General features: G+C 39.7%; 18 protein-coding genes. 1 reads left to right on the top strand and 17 read right to left on the bottom strand.

Annotated elements, in window-relative coordinates; all coding sequences use genetic code 11:
• Positions 1-15 precede the first annotated feature (15 nt).
• The 5 genes from FNK51_RS18530 to cuyA form a co-directional block, all read right to left on the bottom strand.
• Positions 16-438 (bottom strand): transcriptional regulator GutM, encoded by a 423-nt coding sequence (locus FNK51_RS18530; RefSeq protein WP_141994261.1) that lies wholly within the window; start codon positions 436-438, stop codon positions 16-18.
• Between the two features lie 92 nt (positions 439-530).
• The gene (locus FNK51_RS18535; protein ID WP_141994262.1) at positions 531-1,502 is read right to left on the bottom strand and encodes a sugar-binding transcriptional regulator; all 972 of its coding nucleotides are present in this window, start codon (positions 1,500-1,502) and stop codon (positions 531-533) included.
• 850 nt (positions 1,503-2,352) lie between these two features.
• A complete protein-coding gene (gene sigH, locus FNK51_RS18540) occupies positions 2,353-3,003 on the bottom strand; it encodes an RNA polymerase sporulation sigma factor SigH (RefSeq protein ID WP_141994263.1) in 651 nt (216 codons plus the stop codon).
• A gap of 637 nt (positions 3,004-3,640) precedes the next feature.
• On the bottom strand, positions 3,641-4,144 hold the full coding sequence (locus tag FNK51_RS18545) for a DinB family protein (protein ID WP_141994264.1): 504 nt from the start codon (positions 4,142-4,144) through the stop codon (positions 3,641-3,643).
• Between the two features lie 711 nt (positions 4,145-4,855).
• Positions 4,856-5,851 carry a D-cysteate sulfo-lyase gene (gene cuyA, locus FNK51_RS18550; protein ID WP_141994265.1) on the bottom strand — a complete coding sequence of 332 codons (996 nt, stop codon included), beginning with the start codon at positions 5,849-5,851 and terminating at the stop codon, positions 4,856-4,858.
• Between the two features lie 467 nt (positions 5,852-6,318).
• Between cuyA and FNK51_RS18555 the strand changes: the two genes are divergently transcribed.
• Complete coding sequence (locus FNK51_RS18555; protein WP_141994266.1) at positions 6,319-7,032, top strand: GntR family transcriptional regulator; 714 nt, start codon at positions 6,319-6,321, stop codon at positions 7,030-7,032.
• A 324-nt stretch (positions 7,033-7,356) separates the two neighbouring features.
• Here FNK51_RS18555 and FNK51_RS18560 read toward each other — a convergent pair whose 3' ends face one another.
• The 12 genes from FNK51_RS18560 to FNK51_RS18615 all read right to left on the bottom strand — a co-directional run bounded on the left by FNK51_RS18560 (position 7,357) and on the right by FNK51_RS18615 (position 19,364).
• Positions 7,357-8,316: a VOC family protein gene (locus FNK51_RS18560; protein WP_141994267.1), complete on the bottom strand. Its 960-nt coding sequence runs from the start codon at positions 8,314-8,316 to the stop codon at positions 7,357-7,359.
• Positions 8,317-8,356: 40 nt separating this feature from the next.
• Positions 8,357-9,145, bottom strand: coding sequence for an SDR family NAD(P)-dependent oxidoreductase (locus tag FNK51_RS18565; protein WP_241588720.1), 789 nt, complete (start codon positions 9,143-9,145; stop codon positions 8,357-8,359).
• A gap of 43 nt (positions 9,146-9,188) precedes the next feature.
• Positions 9,189-9,698, bottom strand: coding sequence for an aromatic-ring-hydroxylating dioxygenase subunit beta (locus FNK51_RS18570; protein WP_141994268.1), 510 nt, complete (start codon positions 9,696-9,698; stop codon positions 9,189-9,191).
• 21 nt (positions 9,699-9,719) lie between these two features.
• A complete protein-coding gene (locus tag FNK51_RS18575; protein WP_098371931.1) occupies positions 9,720-11,021 on the bottom strand; it encodes an aromatic ring-hydroxylating oxygenase subunit alpha in 1,302 nt (433 codons plus the stop codon).
• A 37-nt stretch (positions 11,022-11,058) separates the two neighbouring features.
• Positions 11,059-11,844, bottom strand: coding sequence for an aspartate dehydrogenase (gene nadX / locus FNK51_RS18580; protein ID WP_141994269.1), 786 nt, complete (start codon positions 11,842-11,844; stop codon positions 11,059-11,061).
• Between the two features lie 16 nt (positions 11,845-11,860).
• Positions 11,861-13,306, bottom strand: a complete 1,446-nt coding sequence (locus FNK51_RS18585) for an aldehyde dehydrogenase family protein (RefSeq protein ID WP_141994270.1) — start codon at positions 13,304-13,306, stop codon at positions 11,861-11,863.
• Between the two features lie 12 nt (positions 13,307-13,318).
• Positions 13,319-15,007, bottom strand: coding sequence for a thiamine pyrophosphate-binding protein (locus FNK51_RS18590; protein WP_141994271.1), 1,689 nt, complete (start codon positions 15,005-15,007; stop codon positions 13,319-13,321).
• Positions 15,008-15,037: 30 nt separating this feature from the next.
• Positions 15,038-15,829: an SDR family oxidoreductase gene (locus tag FNK51_RS18595; RefSeq protein ID WP_098371927.1), complete on the bottom strand. Its 792-nt coding sequence runs from the start codon at positions 15,827-15,829 to the stop codon at positions 15,038-15,040.
• An 84-nt stretch (positions 15,830-15,913) separates the two neighbouring features.
• A complete protein-coding gene (locus tag FNK51_RS18600) occupies positions 15,914-16,852 on the bottom strand; it encodes a VOC family protein (protein WP_141994272.1) in 939 nt (312 codons plus the stop codon).
• A 123-nt stretch (positions 16,853-16,975) separates the two neighbouring features.
• The gene (locus tag FNK51_RS18605) at positions 16,976-17,509 is read right to left on the bottom strand and encodes a cupin domain-containing protein (protein WP_098371925.1); all 534 of its coding nucleotides are present in this window, start codon (positions 17,507-17,509) and stop codon (positions 16,976-16,978) included.
• Positions 17,510-17,800: 291 nt separating this feature from the next.
• Positions 17,801-18,616 (bottom strand): IclR family transcriptional regulator, encoded by an 816-nt coding sequence (locus tag FNK51_RS18610; RefSeq protein WP_076371338.1) that lies wholly within the window; start codon positions 18,614-18,616, stop codon positions 17,801-17,803.
• A gap of 490 nt (positions 18,617-19,106) precedes the next feature.
• Complete coding sequence (locus FNK51_RS18615) at positions 19,107-19,364, bottom strand: hypothetical protein (protein ID WP_098371924.1); 258 nt, start codon at positions 19,362-19,364, stop codon at positions 19,107-19,109.
• Positions 19,365-19,587 lie beyond the last annotated feature (223 nt).

The raw sequence follows: 19,587 nt of genomic DNA on the forward strand, positions 1-19,587 counted from the left end.
CACCTCATATAATTCCTATTTTTTTGATAAGAGTAAATCAATCCAGCCTTTCTTAACCTTCAATTCACCCCCTTTAGAGATAACATGATAGCTGTTCAGTGCATCCTCAATGGCTGACCTTGTTAACTTATTTACTTTATATAAATCTTCTTCACCGAGGTGTAAGAGATTTTTCCCCTCAAATCCTTTTAAGTTCCGTACTCTTGAAAGCACGGTTACTCCCTGCATTTTGGTGGCTTTCAAAATGTTGTTTTTTCGGTCAATTGCAAACATAACGACAGTTCCTGATTTAATAAGTCCCGGTTTTTTCCCAATCGCGACCCTTCCAAGCTTTCTCAACTCTGCATACTTTTTATTAAAATGCTTGATTTGCAAAAATCCCAAAATGCTTTGAAGGAGCCAAGAAAAACCAATTAAAATAACGACATACCATAGCATTTCATTTCCTCTTTTCATATGAACTGAATCTTACATCTTGTTTCCGCTTACAATCAGATAAAAAGATCTAGTTTAAAATTAATCCCTACTTCCTAATATAAGGCAGTTCCTTTTTCTATAATTTCAATAATTGCATTTGCCGTTTCCTCAGTGGTGATCAGAGTGTTAATGTATCCTCCTCTTAATCCGCCAATAATGGAAGGAGCTTTTTCAACAGACTCTGCAATACCGATTGAGTAAGGAATATTTTTTAGTTTTTCCAGCTCAATGGCTATTGTTCGATCAGTTAAGTCAGATTGAATCAGGTTTCCATCTATATCATAAAATCGTGAGCAGATATCACCAATGGCACCTTGTTGATTTAAATCTTCAATTTCTCTATTGCCACAAAAGCCAGCCCAGACTAAATTAGATGATTGGTTTGGGTTCCCGATCCCTACTACTGCAATTGTTAAGTTGCCCCAAAGCTCAGTTATTTTAGTGAAATAGTGTGATTGAACAATGTCATCCTTTGTCTCTTTTTTTTCTACTACTGCCGCAGCATCAATAAAATAAGAAGTTCCTCCAAAATCCTCTGCAATATTATAAACAATTCTATTAACGTGATGCTTCGTATCCATTGGTCCAGGTCCACCTACTAAAGGGACAAAATGAGCGTCTTTTTTTCCGGCATTGGTAAATTCACCGATCATACTGGCCATTGTGCTTCCCCAGGCACAGCCAACGACATCGCCGTCTTTAATAATTCGTTTTAGTAATTCAGCCCCTGCTACTGCTACCACTTTCTTTTTATCCAGTTCTGTACTGTCTCTCTTTTCAGGAAGAATTATTACTTCTTTTAAGCCAAACAATTTTTCCATTCGACGTTCCAATTCAAAAGCTCCATCTATATCGCTGCTAACAGTAATTTTAACTACTCCATCTTCCCTTGCTTTTTTTAAAAGTCTGCTGACGGATGTTCGGTATATACCTAATTCTTTTGAAATGGCACCTTGAGTCATATCTTCTTCATAATACATTTGCGCAATTTTAACTAAGAGTCTTTTTTCTTCTCTTTTATCCATTTAGTCCCTCATCCTTTTTTAATATGCACATTTGTGCAATCGCAATCATTTGTGCTTTGTTGAGTTTAGTATACGCTTACAAAAATAGCTACGTCAACAAAAAAATACCACTTGTGCAAATTTTAAAAATATTATGTCATTTGTGCAGGGTTTGAACTTATTATCAATTGAAAAAGCACAAAAAAATGAAGCAGCTCCATTTGATCAGGCTGCTTCATTTCTATCAATCTGACATTATGTCTATTGCATCTTTTTTTCTAATATCAAATCATCATTTTATACTTATACAAAATCATACCAATCATCGACAAATTCCATCACGGGCCTGTCGAACAAGGTGCACAACATTAACAGTGACCTCACCTTACCTACTTTTCCCTCGTTAAAATCTTTTATGATAGTTATAACTTTTCCTTTTGTGAGTAATTACTTTCAGTTGGATCATTTGTACATTCCGTCTGAACCCCTATTCCTCCAAGTAATGTCCTAGCTTCGCTTGTTATCCGAGATCTCATTAATAATATAAAAAAAGGGAATCCCCTTACTAAATTTTCTCATTTGGAGAGTGTAAGTTCCAGTGTGCCAAGTATTACTTTTTTAAAACTTCTATCTCGAAAATCAATGTTATTAAACACTTTTCTTACTATACTAACAGATACATTCTATTCCCCTTTATCAGAAAATTAAGTAGCAGATCTTATTCAAGAATCGCGCCTTTTCTTGAATGAAATTTATTGTTGATGCATGGATAAGGATAGATTTGAAAATTTAAGTAGACCAAATTATGAAGTAAAAATAAAAGAACCCATTCGGAATTGAATAGATTCTTTATGTTTAATGATTATAGTTATTATTCTTCCAACTTCCTTGACTCGAAGTACCGCTCCAACTTCCTTTTTACACGCTGAAGTGCATTATCGATCGTCTTTTTTTGAACATTCAGTTCCTTTGATATTTCAATATAAGTTTTTCCTTCTAGGTACAAGTCCACAACACTAGTTTCCAACTCACTAAGGACTTCCGTTAAAATTAGCTCAATATCGCAAATTTCTTCTGATTTTATTAAGATCGTGACTGGGTCATTTTGTCTCTGTTCAGGGATTAGATCAATTAGGGCCTGTTCCGACTCCCCTTGATAGATAGGCGTATAAAATGAAACATAATTATTTAAGGGAGAATGCTTTTGGCGAATAGCCGCTTTAACAGCCGTTATGATTTGTCTTGTAATGCACAGTTCCGCAAATGATCGGAAAGAGGACTTTTTGCAATTCTTGTAGTCTCGAATGGCCTTATATAGTCCAATCATTCCTTCCTGAAAGACGTCTTCCTTATCTCCACCCGTTAAAAAATACTTCAAAGCATTTGATTGAACGACACATCTGTATTTTTTGATTAAAAAGTCCAGTGCATCTTCATCACCATTATGGATTTTCCCAACCAACATTACATCTTCCATATGAGTATAGTTTTCCATTCGTTTCTTCTCGATGATTACACTCATTTTTTTTCCCCCACTCACTAAGTCGAGCCCCGACATAAAGGTTGCATTATCACTTCAATGTGTTAAAGTTCATTCAATATTATAATATCTCAGAAATGACGATAATGATATTCGCAAATAACGACATTTTTCTACAAAATACTGATATTTATAAGTCCTGCTCTATAACTATATACTTTCAGTCAGCTTTAATTGTTTTGGTGAAGATCTCGTCATTATAATAGTTTTGTTTAACTCCTAATCATTGACGGATATAGTTATGCCGGTGGTTGTGGCAATTACGGTGGAGGTTCAGGATATGGAGGCCTAATAATAGCATAATTATAAATAATAATATTAAAGAACTATTCTGCACTAATGGTTTAACATAGCCTAATCAAAAGGAAAAGACGGAATCTATCGCATCTTTTACTTTTACTCCATTAGCTTTAATTGGAGAAACAAGTAGTATGCCATTTAAAACATCGCCTCTAAATTAGCTGGTTTCATTTAAACCCTTCATTGGCAAAATAAAAAAGCACCCTTCAAAGGATGCTTTAACATATTATTAACTCAGCTATAAAATTGAGAACTGGGATTTAATTATTCGCCAATGGCCCCTTTTGTTAAAGGTCGGAACTTAAGCATGCATAAGTAATTAAAGTGGTGGATTTTGCACACCTAGATGAATCCAATCTTCTTTTGGCGGTCCATAAACCCCAGAAGGTTTTATTCCTGCTTGACGCATTAGAACCGTAACTTGTCCGCGATGATGAACAATATGCTTGATTAGCCCCATAAGAATGGAAGCATTTGTTTCCTGTCTTCCAAACGCTTCTTGTATTTGCCCTAGGGATTCGTCTGTCCATTGTTGTTCAATAATTTTGGCTGCATGAGAACTTACATTTTTAAAAGTGATTGCAATTTCCTGGGCTGAAGATGGAACGTTTTCTGAACTTTCTATCCGGTCTATCTTTAACCCGAAATGAGCTAGATAATCTGGAATATTCGTGGTGAAATGCCACGCGATTCTTCCTAAAGTGCGACCTTCAGGATAAACTTGTTGTTCTAATGAATCATCAGTCAAACTATCCAAAACATTTTGAGTCAGTATGGCTTCTTTATTCCATTCTTTAATAAAATCTGCAATTGTAATATACATATAATACCTCCCCTATTTCGATAGATAATTATTTACTCAAAAAACATTATAAAACATATGTTCCCACATTACAAATTCCTTATTAAACATGCAATACAACTTCAGCTGAAATAAATAATATCAGTTTTGCTCAAACTTTCCGCACTGTATTCGACTTAAACCTGGAATTGCAATGCTCTACGAATTATCCTAATACTAGCTATACACAACAAGAATCACTACTTTATAATAAGTGGTAATTTATTAAAAGAGGATTCTACAACTGTAGAATCCTCTTTTGTACATGGACAAATGTCTATTCCGCTACCAATACGTTGCACATTGTGGAACAGGCTCCATAATGTACTACGTCCATCCATTGCTGAATCAATTCTGTTGCTTCTTTAAAATAGTTCTTGATTTTAAGCCTTGATTGTTATTTCTATGATCAGTTTTCAAATGGTTTTCGTGCTCTCCTCTTGACCATTACAGGAACTTTTCAATTAAATTCCATTATGACGTTTTCACAATTAGAGCATAAGTTCTTAAAATTCAGCATGAAAGCTGTTTGATTTAATAAATTAAAAAAAGTGGGATTAGGCACACTGCATATTATGTATAGAAAGAATCGTTTAGAATACTCTCACTGCTTCTGTTGTCTTGACATTTGAGCTATGCAAATGAGCCAGCTTTTCTCCACTTTAACTTTAGAATTTATTATATAATGACATTTCAATTAAATAGCGAAGTATTGGCATATAACGATGAAGCACCACCAGAGTGAACAAATAGGATGTTATCCTCCGGCTTAAAGGTGCCTTTTTGGATTAAATCAATGAGTCCCGCTGCCGCTTTACCCGTATATACCGGATCCAACAAAATCCCTTCTGTTCTTGCCATTAGCTTGACTGCTTCCACCATTTCAGGTGTAGGCAGAGCATAACCCGGTCCGACATACTCATCAAAACACGTAACAGCCTCGCGAGGGATCGAATTTTGTAGGGCGATGTGTGTTGAAGTTTCTCTAACAAGCTGAAAAACTTTCTCTTCTTGTTCAGCTTTTCCTCTGCTTACATTTATGCCAATTACTGATATTCCACTTTGATTTCCATGAAATCCTGCAACCAAACCAGCATGCATTCCCCCACTGCCGCTTACACAAATAACTGCTTTCAAGTCAATGCCTTGCTCAAAGGACTGTGCTAAAATCTCCTGAGCGCATGCAACATATCCCGTTGCACCAATGACATTGGATCCCCCAACGGGAATGATGTAAGGTCGATGTCCTTTCTCTGTCACCTCTTTAGACACTTTCTGCATTTCTTGCATTAAGTCCGATCCATTAGGTACAACTATAATTTGGTCAGCTCCCAATAAATGATAGAGAAAATAGTTACCGTTAAAATCCGGCTCTGAATCTTTTGAAAGTCCCTCTTCCAATACAAGGATGCATTTCATTTTCTCTTTAACGGCAGCAGCTAGTGTCAAGCGGCAATGATTTGATTGAATGCCTCCACATGTAATCAACGTATCCGCGCCTTTTTCCAATGCATCGGCAACAAGGAATTCCAGTTTTCTTGTTTTATTTCCCCCAGCCGTCAGACCAAGCATATCGTCTCGTTTAACATAAATGGATGGGCCCCCTAGAACTTCAGAAAAATGATCTAATCTCTCAACTGGTGTATATGTCGGTGTATATCGCTTTCTAGGAAATTGTGCTAAATTCATTTTAAAACTCCTCCTGTATCCTCTATGTATATTAAAGAAATGAAAATATCAATCTGATGTATTCATTTCTTTAGTATAATCTTCGATTTCAATCATAGCATCTTTATGTAATCGAGCAACATGAATCTCACTTCTTACATGGTTATCTGTAAAAAAAATCCCCATATACATCATTCATCACGGCAATGTGACCCATATCAACCGATGGTAATAAAACAACTGTGAGCTTCCTCTTACTCTATGACACCCTTGTTTTCCCCAATTTTAGCATGGATGGGGGCTACCCTGAATTTTATCCCCTGCCAATATGTACAGATAGCCTTGTGAGCGTCTTTAGTAATAATAGTTTCATCCATCCCATTGAATTGTATAAATAATCAAAAGTATGAAGCATTGAAATGACTTAAATCGTTTTTTAAGAAAAAATAAATATACTTGTATATAATTGGATTTTAGAAAGGAGCACCATGGAAACCAATCACTATCAATATATTACAGAGCAAATAGAACATTATTCTTCTAAGCCCTTAAGGGAAGCTATATTTTTTGTTATAAAAAATGCGATCATTGAAGGAATATTTTTGCCCGGAGACCGTTTAACGGAAGATGATATTGCCCAGCAATTCAATTGTAGCCGTACACCGGTTCGTGAAGCTTTGAGGAAATTGGAACAGGAAAATTTGCTTCAGGTGAAACCTGGTATAGGGATGGTCATATCCAATGTGGATATTGAACTTTTACAGCAGGAATTGGAAATCAGGAAAATGCTCGAAAACTATTCGATACAAAAAGCTTGTGAAGGAATTACGGAAGAGGAATTAAAAAAACTGGAATGGGCAACGGATAAACTGCAACAGGCAATTAATAGTAATGACCGAATAGCGGCAAGCCGTGCAAACATTGAATTTCACCGCTTATTATATTCCTACTCGAGAAATACCTTTCTCCAAAAGACTACGGATTCATTATGGCTTTCTTTTCGAATTTCCTTTTTGTCCGCCCGTAATGAAGATGTTACAATGGTTGATAAATCTTGGTATGAGGAACGAAACAACGAGCACTTACAGGTAATCCATGCCATTCGTGACAAGGATGCAGAAAAAGCAATAAAGGTCAATACGATCCATATCCAAAAAAACTATGATTATTACCTTGATTACATAAAACGTGCATCACAATAAAATTTACATAAAAGGGTTCCTTTTTTGTTTTTTAATAATATTAATATTCTGAATTATTTGTCAATATTCTTTTCCGTTTGTTATTAAATTTTTCACTTTTATTCCAACCGTACAAGGCCATGGTTGAAGTCCCCTTCCTGCCCATTGCCTTGTATATGCTTTTTACGGTTTCACTTGTCTAGAAAGTTAATCAGCTGATTAGGAGGGAAAATGGCTAGATTTTCGATTTAATGACCACTGGAGTTCATTATTCCTGATTATGTAAGTTCCAAGTGCTCTGGCATTTGTATCCGGAAACCTAATTAATGATCAATTGTTACATGTTTACTCATCAAAACGTTCTAACAGTTCAATAATCACTTTATAGGTCGATGTTGTATCCATATAGGCATATCGGCCTTTTCCGTTAAAAAAGTTACCTGTCTGTATGACCGGATAGCCCATTTCTTCTAACATCTTCATTTTATCCTCCAAGTCTTTTACGACAAAAGATATATGGTGAACACCCTCACCATATGTTTCAAGATGATCTTTCCACGTACTGGGTGATTCGCCCGGCTCGATCAATTCAATTTGAATTAACGGCGTATCGATGAACATATATTTTGATTTTCCTTCAGTGGGCTTCCCTTTGTAAATCACGTTTGTAATATCGGTTGAACCAGAATGAATGATGGGAGGTTTTTCAATACCCAACAACTTACAATATGCATCTGCTGCCGCATCCAGGTCTTTTACAACTAACGCAAGCTGTTCCACTTTGTTAGTCCCTAATAGCGGCTGAACGCTTGCATCTTCTGGTCTCTCACATGCCGTTTTTCTTGGCTCTGAACTTTCAAGCAGTTCAACTAACGTTTTGTGATCATCCAGTGTATCCACATATACATACCGGCCGTCACTTGAAGTGAATTCACCCGTTTGCAAAGCTGGGTATCCGCTTTTCTCCATGATTGGAAGCCTCTTTTGGATAGAGTCAACGTCAAAAGCTATATGGTGGATCCCTTCACCTACTTCATCCAGGAACTCACGCATCGTTCCTGGATTTTTATCGGGTTCTATTAGTTCAAATTGGACGGTTGGTGTATTCAGAAAAGCCAGTTTGGATTGTGATTCCGTTGGTACACCTCTAAAAGTGACATTCGAAACAGAACTGTCACCAGTTAGAAATGGTTCTGACTTCTTAATGCCTAGCAGTCTTGTGAAAGCTATATTAGCAGCTTCAATATCTTTTACAACAAATGCGAGTTGATTAATATTCCTATTGCCCAATAGTGATTCAGCCATACTTATAAACCTTCTTCCCATAGTTTATATTGTAATGAACTCAACCCAGTCCGCGAACTGACAATCCTCCATCACTGGAGATTACTTCGCCGGTAATTGCACGCGCTGCGTCCGATGCTAATAGGACATATGCAGCTACATGATCTTCGGGCATCTGTGCAAGCTGAAGAGGGTTTCTTTTTTTAATGCTATTTGCCTTCGTTTCATTATCCACTATTTTAACGAATGGACGTAGGGGAGGAATGACCGATAATGCTGTCAGAGTGCCACCAGGTGCTACAGCATTCACCCTAATGTTAGGAGCAAGTTCAAAGGCAAGTTGGCGCATCAACCCTATTTGGGCATGCTTGCTTGCTGTGTACCACACCCCGCCGCCATCCGGATAAAAACTAGCACCGGATACGGTGAAAATAATATTGCCATTCGATTTTTGCAATTCTTCAAGAGCGGCTTTAGCACCGAAGAAAGATCCTTTAACGTTAATATCGATCAAAAAATCATATGCTTCGGAAAGTGCATCGGGAGTTACGTCGGCAAATTTAGCAAATCCATCAAAGACACCTGCATTAGCAACGAAAACGTCCAGCTTTCCAAATTGCTCGACTGTGGCCTGGACAGCCCTCTCATTGTCTTCATATTTGCTTACATCGCCTTGGTTAATGAGAATCTCTTCACCAAATTCCTCTTTCATTTTCTTTAGCGTTTCTATCGAGCGGCCGATGATGCTGACTTTTGCCCCTTCTTGTATAAAACGTCGAGTGACAGCCTCTCCGATACCTGAATTGCCCCCGGTAATCAACACTACTTTATCCTTTAACGCCATTGCCATTGTAACCAGCCTCCTCGTTATCTCTTTTAATCCAAGTCAATAATTATACGAAGATAGCAAGATTTCTGGTATTTATCGTTGATTGATCAACAATGAATATCCGTTTGGAAAGTTTCCATTTACCTTCTTCGAAAATGAATTCATCATTTCGTTCCCCCGAAATCAAATCATGTTGAATATCCGTGCTGCGGCTTCGATAGATAAGCAGATAGCTCTTGACGACTGCCTTTTCACGTTCAACATAGTCTTTAACGCGTACATTAGAGACAAAACGCCGTGTTCTTGACGGCGGTATTTCCGCCCAAGCATAATCCGTTTTCAAACGATCCACGCGCAGTTTAAGCAGCTCAATATCATCATTAAATGTAAACATTTCCGTTGAATAATCCGGGCGTTCCACTCCTTCTTTATTAACACGTACAGGCATTTGATAACGCAAGCTCGAGTGCATTAAATCGAACCAATCATCAAATTCAATATCATCCAGCAGTTGAGCTTCATCATACAGCCACTGTTCAAATTCACATTTGAGCAACATTTTCTCCACATTCATTTCCGTTCCCCCTCCCGCTTATCATTTCGTCATTAATTCAAGCCAGTACTTGTAAAAATTCCTTTGGCTCGCTTCAGTGAATTTATCATCGTAAGCAACACCCGGTCCTATAAAATCAACTGGTTCACGATGAAGCCCCATTGTATAATTGTAGGTTAAATTCTTTAGGAAAGGCATTGGGCCTTGGGCTGCTTCAGTAATATCCGTAAACACTTCCGTATCATCCTGTTCGAAAATACCGGATGGGCTAAAGGTCAATATAAATGAATCTCTTGATCTATCTTTCCAATCTTGGGAGGCGTTCTTTTCTACGAGCATCCAAGCGATCACTTCCATTTTATTGTGACCGATTGGCCGCCACATTCTAATTGAAGTGTTGGATATGAATTGGTCTTTGATTTTTGTATGGGATATTAAAAATGATAAGTTGGGGAAAACGTTCCCAATCATATTCTTTAAGTTTGATAACACTCCATATTGTTCTTCAGACAAATTAGTTTTAAATTCATCTTTCAATTCTTCCGGGAAAGCGAATTCAGGGTTAGGTGTCCCTAAGTTCAGTCCATGCCCGTTTTCCGTATGGATTTGAAAACCACGCTTTGAATAGGTAGCATTGGGCACCATGCCCAGTTTGGCAATGGATCCGTGTGTGACCATCGTGTGATAGGAATCACCAACAAAGTTATCGGAACCAACTTTCCAGTTGGAATTAACAACGAATCTTTGCGGAACCCCGATTACTTCCATTTCTGCACGACCTACGAGTATATCCAAATACCATTTAATGTCTCCAAGAAACTCTTCAAGCGGCTCTGCATCTTCATTCCAAGTTCCAAATAAAAGACCTTTATAGGATTCAAGCTTCACTTTGTGAAGGCCCATTTCCGCCCGGTCAAGGTTGCCCCCATATATGTCCTTTTGTAATGGCACCCCTACAAGCTCACCAGTGTTTTTGAAATTAAACCCATGATAAGGACACGTAAATAATGACTTGTTCCCTTTATCTGCACGGCATAGTTTCATTCCGCGATGCGTGCACATATTATAAAACGCCCTGATTTCCCCTTCAGCATCACGAGTGATGATGAGCGAGTAGCCAGCCAGTTCACGGGTCATGAAGTCCCCTTTGTTGGGTACTTCAGAATCATGACCGATAAAAACCCATGTTTTCAAAAACACTTTTTCATGTTCTATATCATAAACCTTTGGGTCTCCAAGGAGGTATGCAGGTATAGCGCCTTCCTCTGGTTTAACCGTTTCGTTCAGATAGTTAATAACTTGCTGTTTCGACATTTCTTCTAAGGATTTATCAGTTTTAAGCATACTTTTTCTCTCCCTTCCAAGCTTTAAATCATAAGTCTTAACCGATTTGAACGCTCTTTTCCTTATTTTGCAGAGTAGCCAAAACACTTAATGCCGCTAGATAACTCGTTTTCGGATTATTTGGCATCGGATCATTTTCCACTTCCAGTTTCAGTTTCCCGAACGAACCTGACGCTTCTATCAGGTGATTGTTTTTTAACACATTTGGATCGGCAATGATTTTCACTTTCGTCTTTTCAGATCCAAGACCAGCCAAGGACAGCACAATCGCAACATTAATGTTTCTCGGAAACTGTTTGATCGCTTCTGCAGCAGATCCTTCAAATAATACCGTTTCTTCTGTCACTGTAGTACCTGCAGGCAATGCGTTTGGCGGTTTTCTTGTGGTGATGCAAACAGATTCAAGGCCATTCACCGCTTTTGCCGACTTAAGTACATCGAGACCTCCAATCGCACCAGACGGAAGGAGAATATTCACATTATTCATTTTGCAAATCTGGTTTGATTGTTCTTCAAAGGCAGTATTCGCCATCACGCCAATGCTGCTCAGCAAGAGATCCTTCCCGCTTTTAAGCACTTTCAATGCATACTCTTCAGCTGCTTCGATCGTTGCAGCCTCTATGACTAAATCTACATCAGATTTAAGGAGTTCATCGACATCACTATATGCCTGTGTCGTGAATTCTTCAGCTAGTTGTGCCGCTATTTCTTCCCGGCGGGCATAAATCGCAACAATTTTCCCACCTGAAAGTAGCCCGTCGTTATTAATGGCCTGAAGCAGAAATTTTCCGATATTACCGCACCCGATTAAACCTAATTTCATGTAGTTTCATCCTTCCTCAATCAGCAAACCCGTATGAGTCCGCAAAGAATTCCAACCCGCAATGTCTTGTTTCCCGGGAAACACCACTTTCTTTTAAGCCAGGGAAATCCAGAGCCAAGTCGCTGAAAACGGTATGATTATTATGGAAAACCGCACCAGCTTCAAGGCGATCTGCCATTTCGACAGCGATATCTTCATTCTCGGTCCAAACAGATGCACGCAGCGCAAACTCACTATCATTCGCTAATTTTACAGCTTCATCAATATCATTGAAAGGTAAAATTGGAATGATGGGTCCAAATTGTTCTACCCGAACCAATTCGCTCTGCTGATCGATACCAGTAATAATGGAAGGAAGCATATAATAACCTTTATTCCAAGTCTCAGGATTCAACTGAATGCCAGTCGTGATTATATTTCCTCCTGATTTAGCCGTACGTTCGATCAAGCCATTCACAAAGTCATATTGTGCTTTATTATTCAATGGACCCATAGTCACGTCAGGCTGAATGCCATCACCAATTACCATCCGGCTAAACTCTTTGGTCAGCTTTTCCACAACCTCTTCATAACGTGATTTTTGGACGTACACTCTTTTTACTGCAGAACAGACCTGACCCGCTGCTCGTAAAATCCCCATCCTCAAACGTTTGATAGCGGCTTCATCCATATTGGCATCTTCCAAAATGATGGCAGGATCATTTCCGCCAAGTTCCATATATACTTTTTGCAGATTTCCAGCTGATTTCTGCATGATATCTTTTCCGGTTTCCGTACTTCCGACAAACGCCAATGTCCGTACGCGTAAATCTGAACATAGTTTGTCGCCAATTGCTTTTCCTGATCCTGAGACTATATTGATGACTCCTGGAGGAAAATGTTCAGCAACTACTTTTAAACAGGTCATTATCGTTAAAGGACAATTCGTTGCAGGTTTTACGACAACGGCATTGCCTGCCAAAACAGCAGGTATAACCCGTTTAAATGTTAATATCATCGGAGAATTCCACGGTGTGATTATTGCCGTGACACCTCTTGCCCTTCTTCGGATCTGGACTTTTTGATTTCCAGGGAGCACTTCAGGCTTCCACCAATCAAGTAACTCTGCTGCACAGCCCTTCATGACTTCAACACAGCGCAGTAAATCCTTTTTAGCTTCTACAAGTGTTTTGCCATTTTCACGTACAAACACTGTAACATTTTCCTCGATTACTTTTGAAAGTTCGTCTGCAGCAGTGTTCATCCGGTTAGCCCGTTCCTCAATATCAGAGCGAGACCACCTTTCAAAAGCAATTTCTGCCGCATCAATCGCGTCATTCACGATTTCTTCAGAGCATTTTGCCACCTGGCCAACTACTTCCGATGTATTTGCCGGATTTACTACATCGACTTTCTCCGGTAATTCTATCCATTCTCCATTAACTAGATATTTTCCTGAAACAAATGGGTATGTCGAAATCATTCTCAATCCTCCTTATAGTTTTTTGGGCTTGAACGCTTCCGCAGCTCCTGGCGGTCCGCCAAATGGCTTGGCCATAGGCCCCACAGCTTCCATATCAACAACGATCATTGAAGGTTTACGTCTTTCCTTTGCCTTTTTCAGTTCGGATATGAATTCATCTCCAGAACCAATACGGACAGCATCAAAATGCATGGACTCAGCCAGTTTCACAAAATCAGGACTCAATAAATCCACGGCTACCTGACGACCATATGCGGCTGTTTGAATATTGCGAAGAACCCCATAGCCTGAGTCATCGAACAATACGATGATAACTGGTAAGTTTTCTTCGGCTGCCGTGACCATTTCCCCGACATTCACCATAAACCCACCGTCTCCAGCCATTAAAACGACGGTCTTATCTGGACACCCCATTTGGGCACCGATTGCTGTTGGAAGACCTTGACCAATTCCGCCGCCTGATGCATGAATGGATGTTCTCGGTTCATAGATTTCAAATAAACGGCTGCCCCAAACGTTTGCCTGTACGGTTACATCACGAACCAGAATGGTATCGTCTGGTAATATCTCCCTCATGCCATCCACAAATTGCTCATAAGGCCCAAGCGTTTCCCTGAGTTGAGCGCGCACTTCATTTCTAAGCGAAAGAACTTCTTGTAAATAAGAAGGTTCCGCATGAACTGAATGTTCTTCGAGCTTTTGATTGATGGCAGCCAGCATATCTTTCGCATCGCCAACCAAACCTAACGAAGCTTTATAGTTCCGGTTAATGGCCTGCCAATCCGCATCGATCGCTATATGTTCTTGTGGCACCGGCACTTTCCAGTTGGATGTTTCATTCCCCCTAAACCTTACACCTACACTAATCAATAAATCTGCATTTCTTAAAAACTCTTTTGTTGTTTCATAAGCTGCAAAATGTCCGATGCATTGTTCATGGTTTTCTGGAATCGCACCTTTTCCTGACTGACTTGTTATAACCGCTGCACCAAGGAGTTCCGCTAATTTTTGCAGCTCTTGCGAAGCATTGGCACTGATGACTCCACCACCAGCCCATATTACAGGACGGCGTGCGCCTACCATTTTTTGCACGGCTTGTTCAGGAATAAATGGCAATGAATTTGTTTCAGATGTTGAAGGCCGCAGCCCTTCGAGTGAAAGATCTTCTATGATCGCCGATTGAAAGTCAATCGGGATTTCCAATGTAACCGGACCCGTTGGTGCAGTTAAAGCTTCTTGGATCGCCTTCCTTACCACTGCTGCTGATTGGTCAGGGTTTCTAAGCCTCACTGCATTTTTACAAGCTCCGCTCATCATTGAAAGCTGGTCTTTACACTCATGTATGTATCCTTTACCTGTACCAAGATAAGAAGAAGCCACCTCACCGGTAAGATGAAGAAGGGGGACACCAGCTGCCCATGCTTCCACTAGTGAACCAGCAGCATTTCCTGCCCCTGTTCCGGTACTTGTAATCACTACACCCAATTTCCCAGTGGCGCGGGCATATCCATCAGCCATATTCACGGCACCGCTCTCACCGCGTGAACAAATGAGTTTGATGCTTCCTTCTCTAAGAATTGCATCATAGATTGGCATATTGTGAATACTGACAATCCCGAAAGCAGCTTCCACTCCTGCTTGAACAAGCTCCTTTACGATGGAATCGGCAGTCGTAAACTCTATTTCTTCTTGTATTTTCATCGCGTTATCCTACCTTTTTTAGTAATATATTTATAGTGCCTTTCCGATCGCTCCTGCCGTCTCAATCGTCGAACCCGCTACATAACTTGCTTTGTCTGAAGCAAGGAAAACGATGACACTGGCCACTTCTTCCGCTTCACCTACACGGCCAAGAGGGATATTCCGTTTTTTCGCAAGGTCTCCGTAATACTCTTCAGGGTCCATATCAGGTGCATTTTTCAATCTTCTTCGCTCCCATTGATCCGTCCGGATCAATCCAAGACTCACTGAATTAACCAATATATTGTCAAAAGCCAATTCCTGGGACAAGGTTTTGCTTAAATTAAGGAGACCAGCCCTTGCTGCTGCAGTCGCTACCATATGACGTTCAGGTTCTTTAGCAAGCGTTGCATTAATATTAATGATCCGCCCTCCTCCCCTTTTCACTAAATGGGGATGCGAAGCACGAACGGCATATATGATGGCAAAGAACTTTAACTGAATCTGTTCTTCCCACTGCTCATCCGTTATGTCAAAAAAGTGACCCATCACGCTTTGACCGGCTGCATTCACCAATATATCGATTCCGCCAAACCTCTCAGCGGTACCATTAATGAAAGAATCCACATCCGATTTTGAGGTGACATCACATGTTGATGCAAAAATATCTGCCTTTTCACCAAATGAGAGCAATTGAGTTTGTGCACTCTCCATACGCTCTGCACTTCTACCGCATATAGCCACTTTCGCTCCCTCAGCTAAAAACATTTCTGCTGTTTTTAATCCCACGCCCGACGTGCCGCCCATTATGACAGCAACTTTTCCTTGCAATCCTAAATCCACTCTCGTCACTCCTTTTCAAAGCCATTTTCCTTAAACGATGTCCTAGCTACGTACAAGAATAATGGGAGGAAATCAATATCCTCCTCATTTTTCCGCCATGACTGAATCATCTATCTGAGAATCAACCCAGCCTGGATCGGGATCTCCTCCCATTGCTTTGCGGGCTTCTGGTTTCGGCGGACCTGCAATCCCCCACTGATCCATTAAATGCGGAACCCGTTTCCATACACGTGCTCTCCACTCCGATTCATCTTCAATCGTTTCCAGATAACATGTATACTCCATAACAAAACCGCCTGGGTCTTGAAAATAACAGAAAATATTGTCTCCAGGCCCATGACGTCCAGGTCCCCAAAGTTCTGACAAGCCCGCTTTTCGCACATTGCTTATTCCTCGCATCAGTTCATCCACGGAATCGACCTCGTATGCGATATGATTGACTGACGCATGCTCATCTTGATTGAAGGCAATGGAGTGATGTTTCCTGTTGCATCGCAGGAATGACATTTGGTGCTCACTCCAATCAGTAACTTTAAAACCAAGTACATCCGTGTAAAACTCAACGATCATATCCAAGTTCTTCGTGTTCATTACAACATGATTCAATTTCACTGGGTCAACATTTTTCTTGCTCCAAATAGACGTTTGTACTTCCACCCAAGCCGAGAGCTCAATCACGCGGTTTTCCGGATCAATAAACCGCAGGCCATAACCGGCACCTGCTTCATCCAAATATCCAGGTGGTTCAATAATTCGAACGCCCTTAGATTGTAATATACCCGCTGCACGATCCACTGCATTTTTATCGACCATGCCAAAAGCTATATGATGCAAACCTCGTTTTTCTCCCTTGTGAAGGCTTAAAATATGATGTTCCGGTCCAGCCCCGCGGAAATAAACCGTATTCTCCTCTTCCGGAACATCCACTCTATCCAGTCCCCAAACCTTTTCATAAAACTCTGCTTGATCGTCGAAATTCGGAGTTATCATGCTTATATGTCGTAAATGAGTAATCCCAAGCATTTTTTATACCTCCCATAATTTAGATTGGCCTTTAGATAATTTGCATTGGCCATATTTAACAATCTAATCGAAAAGGGCGCCTCATTAATTTTCATAATGCAGGTGCCCTTTTCGGCTAAATGATCAGTCTTTAATGATGGCTTCTCTTTCTTTAGAGCGTTGTTTACGCAGTTCTTCCAGTTCACTGCCTTCAGGATATGTCGGTAAATTAGGCTTCACTGCCCCTAACATAACGAGCATGCGCGCTTCTACATCCCCGTCATTCCTAATTCCCCGATAAACCCCTGGTGGGCTGCTGATGCAGTCTCTCGCACTTAATTTAATTTCATGCACTTCACTGTAGCTATCCTCTTGAATTAATGCAGTGACTTCACCCTCTAGAATAAAAAACACTTCTTCAACATCGTCGTGAAGGTGCAAAGGACCGATACATCCCGGAGGCAGCACCATTGTACTTAAAGTGAAATGTTCACCTGCAATTACATTCGTATCGTTATTGGCAGTGGCACCACGTCCTATATATCTCATCTGTGCGCGTCGATAAGCGGGATCGATTTCTTCTTGGAACTTCAAGACATCCCAATCAAGCGAACGGTCTTTCAATCGGGCAACATATTTTTTTTCAAAATCCTTCACTGAAAAAGCTTCTTTTGTCATTTTAAAATTCCTCCCTTATTTGCTGTTTCTAAATCGCATTATGTTTCATAAGCAAAACATTGTTTTGTCTATGAATTAAGTCTAAAATGAAACCGCTTCATTGTCAATTAGTTTTTAGAATATTTAAAACTATTTTTATAATCCGAACGCTCAGCGCTTCGGGATAAACTTGAAACAAGTTAATCTAATATCCGCTTTTCTTAAACACAAAAAAGTGTGGATACCCTATTGGGAGATCCACACTTTTGAAAGAGGTTATTAACTTATTGATAGATTGGGACTCAAGTATGTTCAGACATCTTCGTGTTGATACGGCTTAACCCCACTATATCCCATATAAACGGATAACTGACGAGAAACTTCCAAAAGTTTCGGCAAAGCAATTTTATCGATGAAATCCTCCTGATAAGCAGACTCTGTTGCCACGACATTCAAGGCAGCTAATACTTTTCCAGTCCTGTCAAAAATCGGAGCTGCAACAGAACGGATGCCAGGGTGGAATTCCCCGCTAGTCATCGAATAACCATTCTGCCGAATCGAATCCAGCTGTTTTTGAAACTCACCCGGCGCGGTGAGTGTTTTGTCTGTATAAGGTGTTAGATTTGAGATTTTGAACATTTGCATTAGCATTTCTTTCGGTTGATATGCCAAAAGTAATTTTCCATTGGCCAAAGCATGTGCCGGCAACCGCAAACCTATGTTCACATTGACAGCGGATACACCTCTGATTGGGGCACTTCCAACATAAACGACTTCCTGTCCATCCAAAATGGATAGATGGCAGGAGGCTCCGATTTCATCACGCAAGTTCTCCATATATGGTTGGACAATTTCCTGGAATTTCAAGCTATTCAAATAGCTGAATCCCAATTCAAGAACCTTTGGCGTTAAACTATAACGTTTGGTATGTTCATCCTGAGACAAATAACCGATATTTTGTAATGTGAATAATAAACGATATGGTACCGTTCTGCTTACTCCCAGTTGTTTTGCAATTTCTGAAAGAGACAAACTCGGCTGTACTTCATTAAAGAGCTTAATGATTTCCAAACCTCTAACCAATGAATTAGCACTATATTTCTCTTTCTCTTTTTCTTCGCTTGCCATTCGAGTATTCCCCCCGTTGTAAATAAATCTCATTTTCTCCTGAATATAACCCATTCAGTAAAGCTTTCTTCATACCAAGAAAGAAGAACTTGCAGTATATGTACATTTTTTTCTGAAAGTTCATTTGGTGAATGTTTTTGATGCACACTTCAATGGTTGCATACCTTTGTCTGTAAAACCCGTACCATAATCCTTGAACACACATGGATCCTGCTGATAACATAAGTGGCCGAACTTCCGAACAATGAAAAACTCGGAATTAGGAATCAATATCCAAAAAATTTTTGACTCACTATCTGTTCACCACACAAGATCAAAGGCGGAACAGATAATGAAGATAGGATGTCCACTTGGTTTAAACTTGATAAAGAGAAAGAAAATGACCGGTATCCTGACGGAAGTATTTGCGGCCAGATTCGTTTCGCTTCCTTACTAGACAGAAACATGGGCGCCAGTAGTGCACTGCCTCTGCTTTGCAAGTTCATCTGATTTACGTTTCGATGGAATGTAATCTATTCAGAAATTTCCGTTCACTTTCTTCCATACTAACAACAGCTGCCCAACGTGTCGCATCAGATATGATCAACGCTTTCACCACTTCCGGAAAACGGCCAGTAGAATCGAGAGCATAGCCGAGCCAATCGAAAGACCGAGCTGCTATCTCCTTGTTTCCCAAACACTGCAGGATAACAAGCGCTTTTACTTTCCTTTTTTCAGATAATGAATCGAGCATTCTTCTAATTGGCATTCCTTCTACCCTTATTCTTCATGTTTAAATAGAATAGTGTATATGTGTCAATTAAAGCATATTTACATATATAAAACTATTTGGAAGGCCTAGCTTAATTGACGTATCGATAGAAAAGATCGATTCAACCAAATATAACCAATATTACAAATGAAAACAAATAAAGAATTATAATACATCGATATTTTATGCCAAATCATGTTTTTTTCCATATTAAGTATTT

It is taken from the genome of Bacillus sp. B4EP4a (assembly GCF_006680105.1).
In the GTDB taxonomy this organism is placed as follows: domain Bacteria; phylum Bacillota; class Bacilli; order Bacillales; family DSM-1321; genus Peribacillus; species Peribacillus simplex_E.